This is a genomic window from Mycobacterium sp. NGS33 (assembly GCF_059812885.1).
On sequence record NZ_JCALDN010000003.1, the window covers coordinates 244,426 to 260,997 of the forward strand.

Here is a 16,572-nt window from a genome sequence, read left to right on the forward strand (position 1 = left end):
GCCTCCCGAGCCAGGGCACCCGGCCAGCCATACTAGTCGAGTGGGGCTCTGCTTCGGAACGCTCATTGCATTGTTTTTGCTGATAGCGCCCGGGGCGATCATCGCACGTATCAGTCAGTTGTCATGGCCGGTCGCTGTCGCGGTCGGCCCGGCGCTGACCTACGGCGTGGTCGCGCTCGCCATTATTCCGTTCGGTGCCATCGGGATTCCGTGGAACGGGTGGACGGCGCTGGCGTCGCTGGTCGTGGTGTGCCTGCTGATGACCGGTTTACAGCTGCTGCTCGCCCGCTACCGCGACCGCGACGCCGAAGCCCGCGGGGTCAGCCGCTGGCCGGCCATCACCGTGGGCGCCGGAGTGGCGCTGGGGGCCCTGCTCGTCATGTGGGCCGCCTACCGCGGGCTGGCCGCCCATTGGCAGACCATCCCGAGCACCTGGGACGCCGTCTGGCACGCCAACGAGGTGCGGTTCATCCTGGACACCGGCCAGGCGTCGTCGACCCACATGGGCGAGCTGCGCAACGTCGAGACCCATAAGACGCTGTACTACCCGTCGGTGTTCCACGCGTTGATCGCGGTGTTCTGCCAGCTGACGGGAGCGGCGCCCACCACCGGCTACACGCTGAGTTCGGTTGCCGCATCGGTGTGGCTGTTCCCCACCAGCGCGGCGATGCTGACCTGGCATCTGCTGCGGCCGCGCACCACCGAATGGCGCTGCGCCGGGGCGGCTGCCACCGCGGCCGCGCTGTCGGCGTCGTTCACCGCGATCCCCTACGTCGAGTTCGGCGTCGCCGCGATGCCCAACCTGGCGGCCTACGGGGTGGCGGTGCCCGCGTTCGTCCTGATCGCCTCCACGCTGCGACACCGCGACCGCATCCCGGCGGCCGTGCTGGCCTGGGTGGGCGTCATGTCCGTGCACATCACCGGCGGGGTGATCGTGTTGTTGTTCCTGGTGGCCTGGTGGGTGCTGGACGTGCTGTGGCACCCGGTGCGCGGCAGGCTGGCCGATTTCGCCGCCCTGGCCTGCGTTGCGGTGGTCACCGGGCTGATCCTGCTGCCGCAGTTCATCAGCGTCCAGGGCCAGGAGGACATCATCGCGGGGCACTCCTTTCTGACTCACCTGAGCAAGAAGCGGGGGGTTTTCGACGCGGTCTTCCAGCACTCCCGGCACCTCAACGACTTCCCGTACCAGTACGGGCTGATGGCGCTCGCGATCCTCGGCGGACTGCTCTTCGCCTACAAGAGAATCTGGTGGCCGCTGGCGTTGTGGCTGTTGCTCGTGGTGGTCGAGGTCGACGCGGGAACGCCGCTGGGGGGTCCGGTCGGCGCGGTGGCCGGGATGTTCGGCGAATTCTTCTACAAGGACCCGCGCCGGATCTCGGCCGCCATCACGCTGCTGCTGGCGCCGATGGCAGGCGTCGCGCTGTTCGCGATCGTCGTGGGCGTGGTGGGCCTCGCCACACGGGTGGCCGCCCGGTTCAGGCCGTCCCTGGCAAGCGATCCGCGCGTCGGGCCCGTCCCGCTGTGGATCGCCACCACCGCGGTGCTGCTGGTGATCGCCACGGTGTTCACCGGGCGTCACTACCTCTACCGGCACATCGTGTTGTTCGGCGACAAATACGACTCGGTGATGATCGACCAGCGCGATCTGATGGCGATGGCCTACCTGGCCAAGCTGCCCGGCGCCCACCAGACGCTGATCGGCAACGCCAACACCGACGGCACCGCCTGGATGTACGCCGTCGCCGACCTGCATCCGTTGTGGACCCACTACGACTACCCACAACAGATGGGTCCGGGTCCCAACCGCTACATCTTCTGGACGTCGGCCCGCAAAGGTGATTCCGATCCGCGGGTGCTCGAGGCGATCAAAGCGCTCAACATTCGCTACATCTACACCAGCTCGCCGACTGTCCGCGGGTTCGCCGTACCCGAAGGACTAGTGTCACTGGATAAGTCGAAGTCGTGGGCGTTGATCTACGACAACGGCGGTGCCCGAATTTATGAATGGCGCGGAAACGGCCCGACGCCCCACTCATAGTCCACAAAGGATGGTGAACAGTTGAGTACCCGCAACGATGACGACGGTGTCGAAATCATCGGCGGCGTCGACCCGCGGATGATGGCACTGGCCGACAACGACGACGCCGACGAGCGTTCCCTGACCGACCTGGTCGAGCAGCCGGCCAAGGTGATGCGCATCGGGACCATGATCAAGCAATTGCTCGAGGAGGTCCGGGCCGCACCGCTGGACGACGCCAGCCGTAACCGGCTGCGCGAGATCCACGCGACCAGCATCCGGGAATTGGAGGAGGGCCTGGCGCCGGAACTGCGGGAGGAACTGGACCGCCTCACCCTGCCCTTCAACGAGGACGCCGCGCCGTCCGACGCGGAATTGCGCATCGCGCAGGCGCAGTTGGTGGGCTGGCTGGAAGGGCTGTTCCACGGCATCCAGACGGCGTTGTTCGCCCAGCAGATGGCGGCCCGCGCGCAGCTGGAAAAGATGCGCCAGGGGGCGCTGCCCCCGGGCATGGGTAAGCCGGGCGGTGCGCCCGGACACGGTCAGTACCTGTAGCGAACTCGAGTAGTTGACGGTGTCGGGTCCTCACATCGAGACGCACAACGCATGGGTGGAATTTCCCATCTTCGATGCCAAGTCGCGCTCCCTGAAGAAAACCTTCCTGGGCAAGGCGGGCGGCACCATCGGCCGCAACAGCTCCAACGTCGTGGTGGTGGAAGCGTTGCGCGACATCACCATGTCCCTCGAGCTGGGCGACCGGGTGGGGCTGGTGGGCCACAACGGTGCGGGCAAATCGACTCTGCTGCGCCTACTTTCGGGCATCTACGAACCCACCCGGGGTTGGGCGACGGTCACCGGCCGGGTCGCGCCGGTGTTCGATCTCGGGGTCGGCATGGACCCCGAGATCTCGGGTTACGAGAACATCATCATTCGCGGCCTGTTCCTGGGTCAGACGCGAAAGCAGATGCTGTCCAAGGTCGATGAGATCGCCGAGTTCACCGAATTGGGCGACTACCTGTCGATGCCGCTGCGCACCTACTCCACCGGCATGCGGGTGCGGCTGGCGATGGGCGTGGTCACCAGCATCGACCCCGAGATCCTGCTGCTCGACGAGGGCCTCGGCGCGGTGGACGCCGACTTCTTGAAGAAGGCACAGTCGCGGCTGCAGAGTCTGGTGGAGCGCTCCGGAATCCTGGTGTTCGCCAGCCATTCCAACGAATTCCTGGCCCGGTTGTGCAAGACGGCGATGTGGATCGACCACGGCGTCATCCGCATGTCGGGCGGCATCGAGGACGTGGTGCGCGCGTACGAGGGTGAGGACGCGGCGCGGCACGTCCGCGAGGTGCTGGAAGAGACCGCCGCGGGATGAGTGAGACCGTCTTCGCCGTCGTCGTCACCCACCGGCGCCCCGACGAGCTGGCCAAGTCGCTCGATGTGCTGAGCACCCAGACCCGGCTGCCCGATCACCTGATCGTGGTGGACAACGATTTTTCCGGCGACGGCCGCGTCCGCGACCTGGTGGCCGGCCAGCCCGTCCCCACCACCTACCTGGCTTCGCGCCGAAACCTCGGCGGCGCAGGGGGTTTCGCGCTCGGCATGCTGCACGCGCTGGCGCTGGGCGCCGACTGGGTGTGGCTGGCCGACGACGACGGGCGCCCGCAGGATTCGGGCGTGCTGGCCACGCTGCTGGCCTGCGCCGACAAGCACGGCCTGGCCGAGGTGTCGCCGATGGTGTGCAATATGGACGACCCGGAGCGACTGGCGTTTCCGTTACGCCGTGGCCTGGTATGGCGAAGGCGCGCAAGCGAATTGCGCACCGAGGCGGGTCAGGACCTGCTGCCCGGCATCGCCTCGTTGTTCAACGGCGCCTTGTTCCGGGCCACCACGCTGGACGCGGTCGGCGTCCCGGACATGCGGCTGTTCATCCGCGGCGACGAGGTGGAACTGCACCGCCGGCTGGTGCGGTCCGGCCTGCCGTTCGGGACCTGCCTGGACACCATCTACCTGCATCCGTGCGGATCCGACGAGTTCCGGCCGATCCTGGGCGGCCGGATGCACACCCAGTATCCCGACAACCCCACCAAGCGGTTCTACACCTACCGCAACCGCGGCTACCTGCTGTCCCAGCCCGGCCTGCGCCAGCTGCTGGTGCAGGAGTGGGTCCGGTTCGGCTGGTTCTTCCTGGTGAGCCGCCGCGACCCGCGCGGTCTGGCCGAATGGATCCGGTTGCGGCGCTTGGGACGTCGTGAGCAATTCGGCAAGCCGGGAGGACCGTCATGACGTTTCTGGACGCCGCCGCCCAGTCGCGGACCTTCACCCGCGCCCGCGGCGACCTGGTCGACGGCTTCCGCCGTCACGAGCTCTGGCTGCACCTGGGCTGGCAGGACATCAAGCAGCGCTACCGGCGCTCGGTGCTGGGGCCGTTCTGGATCACCATCGCGACCGGTACCACCGCCGTCGCGATGGGCGGCTTGTACTCCAAGCTGTTTCATCTCGAGCTGTCGGTGCATCTGCCGTATGTGACGCTGGGGCTGATCATCTGGAACCTGATCAACGCCGCCATCCTGGAGGGCGCCGACGTCTTCGTCGCCAACGAGGGCCTGATCAAGCAGTTGCCGACGCCGCTGAGCGTGCACGTCTACCGGCTGGTGTGGCGGCAGATGATCCTGTTCGCGCACAACATCGTCATCTACGTAGTCATCGCGATGATCTTCCCGAAACCCTGGTCGTGGGCCGACCTTTCGGTGCTTCCCGCCCTGGTGCTGATCGTGCTCAACTGCATCTGGGTGTCACTGTGCTTCGGCATCCTGGCCACCCGCTACCGCGACATCGGGCCGCTGCTGTTTTCGATCGTGCAGCTGCTGTTCTTCATGACGCCGATCATCTGGAACGACGACACCTTGCGGCAGCAGGGCGCCGGGCGCTGGTCGAAGATCGTGGAGCTCAACCCCCTGCTGCACTACCTCGACATCGTGCGCGCCCCGCTGCTGGGCTCGCATCAGGAACTGCGGCACTGGGCCGTGGTGCTGGTGCTGACGGCCGTCGGCTGGCTGCTGGCCGCCTTCGCGATGCGCCAATATCGCGCCCGGGTGCCGTACTGGGTGTAGTCCGGCGGTTATCCACAGCCCGGATTCGTCGGACGGACAGCTGTCGGGAAGGCGGCTACAGTCGAATGTATGTTCGATGGTCGTCCCGACGCCGAGGTGGTCGATGCCATCTCGGATGCGGCGCGCTCGCAGAATGCGCAGTGCGCGCGGGAGCTGGCGGCCATCGGCGAGTTGTATGCGCGGCGGGCGCCGGCCGATGATGCGGATCGTTCCAATTGGGCCGTCGACGGACACGAGAATGTGGTCGCCGAGGTGGCCGCGGCGTTGCGGATCAGTCGCGGGCGCGCCGCGGGACGGCTGCGGTACGCGATCGCGCTGCGTGAGCGTTTGCCCCGGGTGGCCGAGGTGTTCGCACGCGGCGACATCGACTTCCGGGTGATGGCGGCACTCGTCTTTCGCAGCGAGCTCATCGAGGACGCCGGGCTGATCGCCCGGCTGGACGCCGCGGTTGTCCGGCACGCGCCGGGATGGATGCAGCTCTCGGGCCCGAAACTCATTGAGCGCATCGATATGTGGGTCGCGCGGGTCGACGCCGCCGGGCTGCGTGTGCCGGGCCAGCGGACCCAGGATCGTTATGTCGAGATCGACACCACCAGCCCAAGGGCTGGCCGCGGTGTGGGCGCAATTGCACGCCACCGACGGGGCGGCGTTGGACGGCAAACTCGACGCCCTCGCCGCGACGGTGTGCCGCGACGACCCCCGGACCAAAGCCCAGCGCCGCGCCGACGCCCTGGGTGCGCTGGCCGCCGGATCCGACGTGCTGCGCTGCTGCTGCGGCGCGCCGGGTTGCCCGGCGGCGCAAAGACCGCCGAACACCAGCGTGGTGATCCACGTGGTGGCCGAACAGTCCGCGCTCAACGGCGAATCGCACGCGCCCGGGTATCTACCCGGGTTCGGTCCGTTGCCGGCGGTGACGCTGCGCGACCTCGCGGGTGCCGCCAAACGCAAACCCCTGTCTGTGCCGCCGGACCGGGCGGAAGCCGGCTACCGACCCTCGACGGCGCTCGCTGAATTCATCCGGTTCAGGGATCTGACCTGCCGGTTCCCCGGCTGCGACGCTCCCGCCGACGTGTGCGACGTCGACCATACGGTCCCGTTCCCGCTCGGCCCCACGCATCCGTCCAACCTCAAGCTGCTCTGCCGGTACCACCATCTGCTGAAGACGTTCTGGACGGCCTGGCGCGACACGCAATTGCCGGACGGCACCGTGCAGTGGACGTCGCCCTCCGGGCAGACCTACGTCACCAAAGCCCTTGGCGGCCTTTACTTCCCCGCCCTGTCGGTCCCGACCGGTGCGCTTCCGCCACCCGCCGCACCGCCCCCACCCGCCGGAGATCGTGGCGTCATGATGCCGGTCCGGCGGCGCACCCGGGGACAGGATCACGCCGACCGGGTGCGCCGGGAGCGCGGCATCAACGAAGCGCGCATCGGCGCCGACGCGGCGCGAGACGCCGCGCGCTTGGCGCCCAACAACAACGATCCGCCGCCGTTCTAGATGGTGGCGGGGGCCCCGTCGTGGTGTCACACTGGAACGCCACCTGAGCAACCGGTCGAAAGGTCCACCGACGTGAGCAAAAAGGTCCCCTCGGCAGCGGACGCCGCGCGCAACAATCTCGAAGCGGAACTGGACCGGCTACGGCAACGGCGCGAGCGCCTGGAGGCCGAGGTCAAGAACGACCGCGGGATGGTGGGCGATCACGGTGACGCGGCCGAGGCGATCCAGCGCGCGGAGGAACTGGTGGTGCTGACCGACCGGATCGCCGAATTGGACCGACGCCTGCGGGCCGGGCCGTCGGACGCCGACGCGTCGGAGACGCTGCCCGGCGGCACCGAGGTGACGCTGCGGTTCTCCGACGGCGAAGTGGTCACGATGCAGGTGATCTCGATCGTCGAGGAGACACCGGTCGGCCGGGAGGCCGAAACGTTGACCGCGCGCAGTCCGTTGGCCCAGGCCCTGGCCGGGCGCAAACCCGGCGACACCGTCACCTATTCGACGCCGCAGGGCGAGAACCAGGTCGAGTTGATCTCGGTCAAGCTGCCCCGCTGACGCTTGCCGGGCAGTGCCCGGCGGCCCCGTTAGACTCCCCTCGATGGTTGCCCCGCTGCCCGATTCCGCGTCAGAAGACGTGCGCCCGGACTTGCCCCTGACGACGCAGGTCATCCGGTTCGTCGTCACCGGTGGCCTGGCGGGCATCGTGGACTTCGGGCTCTACCTGTTGCTCTGGAAGGTCCTGGGTGTCCAGGTCGATCTGTCCAAGGCCACCAGCTTCATCGTCGGCACCGTCACCGCCTACCTGATCAACCGCCGCTGGACCTTCCAGGCGACTCCCAGTACGGCCCGGTTCGTCGCGGTCATGGTTCTCTACGCCATCACGTTCGCCGTCCAGGTCGGCCTCAACCACCTGTGCCTGGCATTGCTGCACTACCGGGGGTGGGCGCCGCTGATCGCGTTCGTGATCGCGCAGGGCACCGCGACGGTGATCAACTTCGTCGTGCAGCGGGCCGTAATCTTCCGCATTCGCTGAGCCGCCACCGGCAGGCGGTACCCTCTTTGACGATGTCGAGCACCGATCCCGTGACCAAGCCCGCCCAGTTGATGGGCTTCGGGCGCACCGCGCCGTCGGTGGCTCAGGTGCTGTCCACCCGCGATCCGGAAGCGATCGCCAAGGCGGTCGCCCGGGTGGCCGACTCGGACGACGCCAAGGGTCGCGGCGTGATCGCCCGCGGGCTGGGCCGCTCCTATGGCGACAACGCCCAAAACGGCGGCGGGCTGGTGATCGACATGACCGGGCTCAACCGCATCCACTCGATCAGCGCCGACACCCGGCTGGTCGACGTCGAGGCCGGCGTCAGCCTGGACCAGTTGATGAAGGCGGCGCTGCCCTTCGGCCTCTGGGTTCCGGTGCTGCCGGGCACGCGCCAGGTAACCGTCGGCGGCGCGATCGCGTGCGACATCCACGGCAAGAACCACCACAGCGCGGGCAGCTTCGGTAACCACGTCCGCTCGATGGATCTGCTCATGGCCGACGGCACCGTCCGCACCATCACCCCCGACGGGGAGGACGCCGAGCTGTTCTGGGCCACCGTCGGAGGCAACGGCCTGACCGGGATCGTGCTGCGCGCCACCATCGCCATGACACCCACGGAGACGGCGTACTTCATCGCCGACGGCGTTGCCACCAGGGACCTCGACGAGACGGTCGCCGTCCACCTCGACGGCAGCGAGGCCAACTACACCTACTCCAGCGCGTGGTTCGACCTGATCAGCCCGCCGCCGAAGCTGGGCCGCGCAGCGGTCAGCCGGGGCAGCCTGGCCAAGCTGGACCAACTGCCGAAGAAGCTGGCCAAAAACCCGCTGAAATTCGATGCGCCGCAGCTGTTGACGGTGCCGGACGTGTTTCCGGTCAGCGCGATGAACAAGCTGTCGTTCATGGCGATCGGCGAGGTGTATTACCGGCTGGGCGGGACCTACAGCGGCAAGATCCAGAACCTGTCGCAGTTCTATCACATGCTCGACCTGGTCAGCGGCTGGAATAACGCTTACGGCCCAAGGGGTTTCGCTCAGCATCAGTTCCTGGTTCCGCCGGATGCGATGGACGAGTTCAAGGCCATCATCCGGTGGATCCAGACCTGTGGCCACTACTCGGCGCTCAACGTGTTCAAGCTCTTCGGCCCGGGCAACCGCGCGCCGCTGAGCTTCCCGATGGCCGGCTGGAACGTCGCCATGGACTTCCCCAACAAGCCGGGGATCAACGAGTTCCTCAACGAACTCGACAGGCGCGTGCTGGAGTTCGGCGGCAGGGTCTACACCGCCAAGGATTCCCGGACGACCGCCGAAACCTTCCACGCCATGTATCCGCGCATCGACGAATGGATCGCCGTGCGCCGCAAGGTGGATCCGACGGGGGTGTTTGCCTCCGACATGGCCCGACGTTTGGAGCTGCTCTAAATGGTGCTCGATGCCGTAGGTAATCCGCAGACCATCCTGCTGCTCGGCGGTACCTCCGAGATCGGCCTCGCCATCTGCGGACGCTACCTGCAGAACGCGCACGCACGAATTGTGTTGGCCGCCATGCCCAGCGACCCCGGCCGCGACGCCGCGGTGGCGCAGATGCAGGCCGCCGGCGCGCGCTCGGTCGAGCTGATCGACTTCGAGGCCACCGACCCGGACACCCACCCGAAGACGATCGAGGCGGCGTTCGCCAACGGCGACGTCGACGTGGCCATCGTCGCATTCGGCATCCTCGGGGACGCCGAAGAGTTGTGGCAGAACCAGCAGAAGGCGGTGCTGGCCGCCGAAATCAACTACACCGCAGCGGTTTCGGTGGGCGTGCTGCTGGGCGAGAAGATGCGCGCCCAGGGGTTCGGCCAGATCATCGCGATGAGCTCGGCGGCCGGCGAGCGGGTGCGGCGGTCCAACTTCGTCTACGGCTCCACCAAGGCCGGGCTGGACGGATTCTATCTCGGCCTCGGAGAGGCGTTGCGCGAGTCCGGGGTTCGCGTGCTGGTGATCCGGCCCGGTCAGGTGCGTACCCGGATGAGCGCTCATGTCAAGGAAGCCCCGCTCACCGTCGACAAGGAATACGTCGCCAACCTCGCGGTGACTGCGGCCGCCAAAGGTAAGGAATTGGTTTGGGCACCAGCAGCATTCCGCTATGTGATGATGGTGTTGCGACACGTCCCGCGTCCCATCTTCCGCAAGCTTCCCATCTGATCATGCGCAACGCGCTGGCCACCCTGGGCCAGATGGCCCTGGCGGCGCTCGTCGCGGTTGCCGTCGCGGTGGTATCGCTGATCGCCATCTCCCGGGTGCAGTGGCCGGCGTTTCCGTCCTCCAATCAGCTCCACGCGCTGACCACCGTCGGCCAGGTCGGCTGCCTGGCCGGGCTGGTCGCCGTCGGCTGGGTGTGGCGGCGTTGCACCCGTCCCCGCGACCGGCTGTTGACCCGATTGGGTGGGCTGGTTTTCGTGTCCGCGTTCACCGTGGTGACCCTGGGCATGCCGCTGGGGGCGACCAAGCTGTACCTGTTCGGCATCTCCGTCGACCAGCAGTTCCGCACCGAGTACGTGACCCGGCTCGCCGACAGCCCCGCGCTGCGCGACATGACCTACCTCGGGCTGCCCACCTTCTACCCGCCGGGCTGGTTCTGGATCGGCGGGCGCGCCGCCGCGCTCGGCGCCACACCCGCTTGGGAGATCTTCAAGCCCTGGGCCATCACCTCGATCACCATCGCCGTCGCGGTCGCGCTGGTGCTGTGGTGGCGCATGGTCCGCTTCGAGTACGCGCTGATCGTCACCACCGCGACGGCCGCCGTGACGCTGGCCTACGGCTCGCCCGAGCCCTACTCGGCGATGATCACCGTGCTGTTGCCGCCGATGCTGGTGCTGACCTGGTCGGGTCTGCGCGCCGGTGACCGGCCGGACGCGCCCTCTCGGGCCGGCTGGGGCGCGGTGATCGGCGCCGGGCTATTCCTCGGCTGGGCGGCCACCTGGTACACGCTGCTGTTCGGGTTCACCGCGTTCGCGGTGGCATTGATGGCCCTGTGGCTGGCCGGCGTGCGCTGGCGGCGCAACCGCCAAGGCGGCGGCCGCGCAGCCGCCCTCGATCCGCTGCGGCGCCTGGCCGTCATCGCCGGCATCGCCGTCGTGATCGCGTGCACCACCTGGCTGCCGTTCGCGTTGCGCGCGGTGCGCAGCCCGGTCAGCAACTCCGGCAGCGCCTTCCACTACCTGCCGGCCGACGGCGCCGAGCTGACGTTCCCGATGCTGCAGTTCTCGCTGCTGGGCGCGATCTGCCTGCTCGGCACCCTGTGGCTGGTGGTGCGGGCCCGTTCGTCGGTGCGGGCGGGCGCCCTGGCCATCGGCGTGCTGGCCATCTATCTGTGGTCGGTGCTGTCGATGCTCACCACGCTGGCGCGCACCACCCTGTTGTCCTTCCGGCTGCAGCCGACCCTGAGCGTGTTGCTGGTCGCCGCCGGGGCGTTCGGCTTCGTCGAACTCGCGCAGGCGCTCGACGCCGCGGGCCGAGACCGCAGTTGGGGCCGCGCGGTCTTTCCGGTGGCCGGGGCCGTCGGCCTGGCCGCCGCCATCGCCTTCAGCCAGGACATCCCCGACGTGCTGCGGCCTGACCTCACCATCGCCTACACCGACACCGACGGTCATGGGCAACGCGGGGACCGCCGGCCGCCCAGCGCCGAAAAGTTCTACGCCACAATCGATCACGCCATCACCCAGGTGACCGGCAAGCCACGCGATCAGACGGTCGTGATGACCGCCGACTACAGCTTCCTGTCCTTCTACCCGTACTGGGGTTTCCAGGGGCTCACCTCGCACTACGCCAACCCGCTCGCGCAATTCGACCTGCGGGCCGCGCAGATCAACAAGTGGTCCAACCTCAAAACCGCCGACGAACTGATCCATGCCCTGGACACCTGCCCCTGGCCGCCGCCCACGGTTTTTCTGATGCGCCGCGGCACCGGGGGCAACTACACGCTGCGGCTGGCCGAGGACGTCTATCCCAACCAGCCCAACGTGCGGCGCTACACCGTCGAGCTGCGCGGGGCGCTGTTCGACAGCCCGCGTTTCGCCGTCCAGAGCGTCGGACCGTTCGTGCTGGCCATCCGCAAGCCGGGGACGTAACCGCTGATGAGCACCGACACCGCGCCTCAAACGGGGCCCCGCACCGCCAAAGAACTAGCATCTAGCACCGTGAAAGAGACGGACGGCAATCACCGGATCGCCCGGCTGGTTGCGTCCGTCGCCGGACTGCTCGGCGTGCTGCTGGCGATCGCCACCCCGCTGCTTCCGGTCAACCAGACCACCGCCCAACTGAACTGGCCACAGAACGGCACCTTCGGCAGCGTCGATGCCCCGCTGATCGGCTACGTCGCCACCGATTTGACCATCACCGTCCCGTGCGACGCCGCCGCCGGGCTGGCCGGACCCGGCAACGCCGGCAAGACGGTGTTGTTGTCGACCGTGCCCAAGCAGGCACCCAAGGCCGTCGACCGGGGACTGCTGATCGTGCGCGCCAACAACGACCTGGTGCTGGTGGTGCGCAACGTCCCGGTGGTGACCGCCCCGCTGAGCGAGGTGCTGAGTCCGGCCTGCCAGCGGTTGACCTTCACCGCGCACGCCGAGAAGGTCACCGCCGAGTTCGTCGGACTCACGCAGGGACCCAATGCCGAGCACCCCGGCTCGCCGCTGCGCGGCGAGAAAAGCGGCTACGACTTCCGGCCGCAGATCGTCGGCGTCTTCACCGATCTGAGCGGACCGGCGCCGTCGGGCCTGCACTTCTCGGCGACCATCGACACCCGCTACAGCAGCAGCCCCACCCCGCTGAAGATGGCCGCGATGATCCTGGGGCTGGTGCTGACCGCCGCCGCCCTGGTGGCCCTGCACCTGCTCGACACCGCCGACGGCACCCGGCACCGCCGCTTCCTGCCCGCCCGCTGGTGGTCGCTCGGCGGGCTGGACGCGCTGGTCATCGGCGTGCTGATGTGGTGGCACTTCGTCGGCGCCAACACGTCCGACGACGGTTACATCCTGACCATGGCCCGCGTCTCCGAGCACGCCGGCTACATGGCCAACTACTACCGCTGGTTCGGCACGCCCGAAGCGCCGTTCGGCTGGTACTACGACCTGCTGGCGCTGTGGGCCCACGTGAGCACCACCAGCATCTGGATGCGGCTGCCCACCCTGGTGATGGCGCTGACGTGCTGGTGGGTGATCAGCCGCGAGGTCATGCCCCGGCTGGGTCATGCCGTCAAGCAGAACCGGGCCGCGGCCTGGACCGCCGCGGGGATGTTCCTGGCCGTCTGGCTCCCGCTGGACAACGGCCTGCGGCCCGAGCCGATCATCGCCCTGGGCATCCTGCTGACCTGGTGCTCCGTGGAACGTGCCGTGGCCACCAGCCGGCTGCTGCCGGTGGCGATCGCCTGCATCATCGGCGCCCTGACCCTGTTCTCCGGGCCGACGGGCATCGCCTCGATCGGGGCGCTGCTGGTCGCGATCGGGCCGTTGCGGACCATCCTGCATCGCAGGATCACCCGGTTCGGCGCGCTGCCGCTGATAGCGCCGCTGCTGGCCGCCGTCACCGTCACCGCCATCCTGATCTTCCGTGACCAGACGCTGGCCGGTGAGATCCAGGCCAGCATGCTCAAGCGGGCCGTCGGGCCCAGCCTGAGTTGGTTCGACGAGCACATCCGCTACGAGCGGCTGTTCATGGCCAGCCCGGACGGATCGGTCGCCCGCCGCTTCGCCGTGCTGGCGCTGGTTCTCGCGCTCGGCGTCACGGTCGCAATGTCGTTGCGCAAGGGCCAGATTCCGGGCACCGCCGCCGGGCCGAGCCGGCGCATTGTCGGCATCACCATCATCTCCTTCGCGGCGATGATGTTCACCCCCACCAAATGGACCCACCACTTCGGGGTGTTCGCCGGACTGGCCGGGCCGCTGGGCGCGCTGGCCGCCGTCGCGGTGACCGCCGTGGCGATGCGGTCGCGGCGCAACCGGACCGTGTACGCCGCGGTGGTGCTGTTCCTGGTGGCCTTGTCGTTCGCCAGCGTCAACGGCTGGTGGTACGTCTCGAATTTCGGTGTGCCCTGGTCGAATGAGTTCCCCGCCTGGCATTACGCCTTCGCCACGGCGCTGCTCGGGTTGACCGCGGTGGTGCTGCTGCTGGCCGCCTGGTTCCACTTCGTCGCCCCGGACAACGGGCCGCCCAGAACCCGGCTGGGGGCACGGGCGGCCGGAATCATCCAGTCCCCCTTGGCAATTGCGACGTGGGTGCTGGTGGTGTTCGAGGTGGCCTCGCTGACGCTGGCGATGACCGACCAGTATCCGGCGTGGTCGGTGGGTCGGTCCAACCTGCAAGCGCTGACCGGGAAGTCGTGCGGACTGGCCGAGGACGTGCTGGTGGAGCAGGATCCCGACGCCGGAATGCTAACGCCGGTGGGCCCGTCGGTGGCAGACGCGCTTGGCGCGGGCCTGTCGGAAGCCTTCACGCCCAACGGGATTCCCGCCGACGTGCGCGCGGACCCGGTGATGGAACGGCCCGGTGACCGCAGCTTCGTCAACGACGAGGCGAAGACGGGCAGCAACCAGCCGGGCACCGAGGGCGGCACCACCCCCGCGCCGGGGATCAACGGCTCGTCGGCCCAGCTGCCCTTCAACCTCGACCCCGCCCGCACACCGGTGCTCGGCAGCTGGCGCTCGGGCATCCAGATTCCCGCGCACCTGCGGTCGAGCTGGTATCGACTGCCGCCGCGCGACGCGGCGGGTCCGCTGCTGGTGGTGAGCGCCGCCGGGCGCTTCGACCCCCGCGAGGTCCAGGTGCAGTGGGCCACCGACGACCAGGCGGCCGGCGGGCACCCCGGCGGTTCGTTCCAATTCGCCGACGTGGGGGCCTCCCCGGCGTGGCGCAACCTGCGGCTGCCGATGTCGGCGATTCCGAGTTCGGCCACCCAGATTCGGCTGGTCGCCGACGACGAAGACCTGGCCCCACAGCACTGGATCGCCCTGACCCCGCCGAGGATTCCGCAGCTGCGCACGCTGCAAGACGTGGTGGGCTCCGCCGACCCGGTGTTCCTGGATTGGCTCGTCGGGCTGGCCTTCCCCTGCCAGCGACCGTTCGGCCATCAGAACGGCGTCGACGAGACTCCGCGCTGGCGCATCCTGCCCGACCGCTTCGGCGCCGAGGCGAACTCGCCGGTGATGGACAACAACGGCGGTGGTCCGCTGGGGGTGACCGAGCTGCTGGTGAAGGCGACCACGATGGCCACCTACCTCAAGGACGACTGGTCGCGCGACTGGGGCTCGCTGCAACGACTGACGCCCTACTATCCCGACGCGCAGCCCGCCCAGCTGCTGCTGGGGACGGCCACGCGCAGCGGCCTGTGGAACCCGGCGCCGCTGCGCAAGACCTAGGCGCGCTTCGGGCGCCCTCGGCCGCGGACCTTGAAGGCCGAGATCCGTAAGCCTAGACTTACGGTTCGTGGTCACTTACCAAAGCGGTGACGTGTGGCTGGCGCTGGCGGACGGGACCCGGCGGGCCATCGTGGAGCGCCTTGCCCACGGCCCGTCGGCGGTCGGCGAGCTGGCCCGCGACCTGCCGGTCAGCAGACCGGCCGTGTCCCAACATCTCAAGGTGCTCAAATGCGCCGGGCTGGTGCGCGACCGCGCCGCGGGAACCCGTCGGGTCTATCAGCTCGATCCCGCCGGACTGCAGGCGCTGCGCGCCGATCTCGACCGCTTCTGGACGCAGGCGCTGGCCGGCTACGCGCAGACCATCGACGAGATGAACGAAGGAACAACATGACGCAGCGGATTCCGAACGTCAACCACCACGTCGTCGTCAACGCCCCCATCGAGCGCGCGTTCGCCGTCTTCACCGAGCGGTTCGGCGCGTTCAAGCCGCGCGAGCACAACCTGCTGGCGGTCCCGATCGCCGAGACGGTGTTCGAACCCCAAGTGGGCGGCCACATTTACGACCGGGGCGTCGACGGCAGCGTGTGCCGGTGGGCGCGAATCCTGGTCTACGAACCGCCCCACCGCGTGGTGTTCAGCTGGGACATCGGTCCCACCTGGCAGCTGGAAACCGACCCGGCCAGGACGAGTGAGGTCGACGTCCGCTTCACCGCCGAGTCCGATCAGCGCACCCGGGTCGAACTCGAACACCGCCATCTGGACCGCCACGGGCCGGGCTGGGAGTCGGTCGCCGACGGCGTCGACGGCGACGCGGGTTGGCCGTTGTATCTCGGTCGGTACGCCGAGCTGTTCATCGGTGGTGACGCGCGATGAGCTCCGACCTGATGGCCATGGCCCGCGCCGAGCGGACCGACCTCGCGGAATTCTTGGTCACCCTGACACCGCAAGACTGGCAAGCCCCCACCCTGTGCACCCGATGGAACGTGAAAGACGTTGTCGCGCATGTGATCAGCTACGAAGAGCTGGGCGCGCTGGGCCTGCTGAAACGGTTCGCCAAAGGCGCGGTCGTGCGGGCGAACCAGGTGGGCGTCGACGAGTTTGCGGACCTGACCCCGCAGCAGCTGCTGGAGTTCCTGCGCAGCCACCTCGAACCACGGGGATTGACAGCGGGTTTCGGCGGGATGATCGCGCTCGTCGACGGCACCATCCATCACCAGGACATCCGTCGCGCGCTCGACCGGCCGCGCGAGGTGCCGCCCGATCGGCTCGCGCGGATCCTTCCCCTGGTGCCCGGCAATCCCCGACTCGGCGCCGGACGCAGGATCCGGGGATTGCGCCTGCGCGCCACCGACGTCGAGTGGACGCACGGCGACGGGCCCGAAGTGACGGGCCCCGGCGAGGCACTCCTGCTGGCCATGACCGGGCGTCCGGCCGCCCTGGCCGACCTGGACGGTCCGGGGGTCGCCACGCTGGCGGCCCGGGTCCGCGGATAGCCGTCGATCCCCCAGGTCTGCTCCCCCGCGG

At 68.6% G+C, this 16,572-nt stretch carries 14 protein-coding genes and 1 pseudogene; all 15 read left to right on the top strand.

Annotation, left to right across the window (positions count from 1 at the left end; translation table 11 throughout):
• The first annotated feature begins 40 nt into the window (after positions 1 to 40).
• Positions 41 to 2,038, top strand: coding sequence for a DUF6541 family protein (locus AC5Y5B_RS08690; protein WP_500005086.1), 1,998 nt, complete (start codon positions 41 to 43; stop codon positions 2,036 to 2,038).
• A gap of 78 nt (positions 2,039 to 2,116) precedes the next feature.
• A complete protein-coding gene (locus AC5Y5B_RS08695) occupies positions 2,117 to 2,572 on the top strand; it encodes a bacterial proteasome activator family protein (protein WP_500005278.1) in 456 nt (151 codons plus the stop codon).
• A gap of 19 nt (positions 2,573 to 2,591) precedes the next feature.
• The gene (gene wzt / locus AC5Y5B_RS08700) at positions 2,592 to 3,386 is read left to right on the top strand and encodes a galactan export ABC transporter ATP-binding subunit Wzt/RfbE (RefSeq protein ID WP_500005087.1); all 795 of its coding nucleotides are present in this window, start codon (positions 2,592 to 2,594) and stop codon (positions 3,384 to 3,386) included.
• Complete coding sequence (glfT1, locus tag AC5Y5B_RS08705; protein ID WP_500005088.1) at positions 3,383 to 4,297, top strand: galactofuranosyltransferase GlfT1; 915 nt, start codon at positions 3,383 to 3,385, stop codon at positions 4,295 to 4,297. Before wzt ends, glfT1 begins: the two co-directional genes overlap by 4 nt.
• Positions 4,294 to 5,124: a galactan export ABC transporter permease subunit Wzm/RfbD gene (gene wzm, locus AC5Y5B_RS08710; protein WP_500005089.1), complete on the top strand. Its 831-nt coding sequence runs from the start codon at positions 4,294 to 4,296 to the stop codon at positions 5,122 to 5,124. The genes glfT1 and wzm overlap by 4 nt, the downstream gene beginning before the upstream one ends.
• 69 nt (positions 5,125 to 5,193) lie before the next feature.
• Positions 5,194 to 6,619: pseudogene (locus tag AC5Y5B_RS08715) on the top strand (HNH endonuclease signature motif containing protein).
• A gap of 72 nt (positions 6,620 to 6,691) precedes the next feature.
• Positions 6,692 to 7,171, top strand: coding sequence for a GreA/GreB family elongation factor (locus AC5Y5B_RS08720; protein WP_112632575.1), 480 nt, complete (start codon positions 6,692 to 6,694; stop codon positions 7,169 to 7,171).
• Positions 7,172 to 7,283: 112 nt separating this feature from the next.
• Positions 7,284 to 7,649, top strand: a complete 366-nt coding sequence (locus AC5Y5B_RS08725) for a GtrA family protein (RefSeq protein ID WP_112632622.1) — start codon at positions 7,284 to 7,286, stop codon at positions 7,647 to 7,649.
• 32 nt (positions 7,650 to 7,681) lie between these two features.
• Positions 7,682 to 9,073 carry a decaprenylphosphoryl-beta-D-ribose oxidase gene (gene dprE1, locus AC5Y5B_RS08730; RefSeq protein ID WP_112632576.1) on the top strand — a complete coding sequence of 464 codons (1,392 nt, stop codon included), beginning with the start codon at positions 7,682 to 7,684 and terminating at the stop codon, positions 9,071 to 9,073.
• Entirely contained in the window at positions 9,074 to 9,838 is a 765-nt protein-coding gene (gene dprE2, locus AC5Y5B_RS08735; RefSeq protein ID WP_500005090.1) for a decaprenylphospho-beta-D-erythro-pentofuranosid-2-ulose 2-reductase, read from the top strand.
• Between the two features lie 2 nt (positions 9,839 to 9,840).
• Positions 9,841 to 11,763: a galactan 5-O-arabinofuranosyltransferase gene (locus AC5Y5B_RS08740; protein WP_500005091.1), complete on the top strand. Its 1,923-nt coding sequence runs from the start codon at positions 9,841 to 9,843 to the stop codon at positions 11,761 to 11,763.
• 6 nt (positions 11,764 to 11,769) lie between these two features.
• Positions 11,770 to 15,048 carry an arabinosyltransferase domain-containing protein gene (locus tag AC5Y5B_RS08745; protein WP_500005092.1) on the top strand — a complete coding sequence of 1,093 codons (3,279 nt, stop codon included), beginning with the start codon at positions 11,770 to 11,772 and terminating at the stop codon, positions 15,046 to 15,048.
• A 67-nt stretch (positions 15,049 to 15,115) separates the two neighbouring features.
• Positions 15,116 to 15,439, top strand: coding sequence for an ArsR/SmtB family transcription factor (locus AC5Y5B_RS08750; RefSeq protein ID WP_112632580.1), 324 nt, complete (start codon positions 15,116 to 15,118; stop codon positions 15,437 to 15,439).
• A complete protein-coding gene (locus AC5Y5B_RS08755; RefSeq protein ID WP_112632581.1) occupies positions 15,436 to 15,921 on the top strand; it encodes an SRPBCC family protein in 486 nt (161 codons plus the stop codon). The genes AC5Y5B_RS08750 and AC5Y5B_RS08755 overlap by 4 nt, the downstream gene beginning before the upstream one ends.
• Positions 15,918 to 16,541 (top strand): maleylpyruvate isomerase family mycothiol-dependent enzyme, encoded by a 624-nt coding sequence (locus tag AC5Y5B_RS08760; protein ID WP_500005093.1) that lies wholly within the window; start codon positions 15,918 to 15,920, stop codon positions 16,539 to 16,541. The genes AC5Y5B_RS08755 and AC5Y5B_RS08760 overlap by 4 nt, the downstream gene beginning before the upstream one ends.
• Positions 16,542 to 16,572 lie beyond the last annotated feature (31 nt).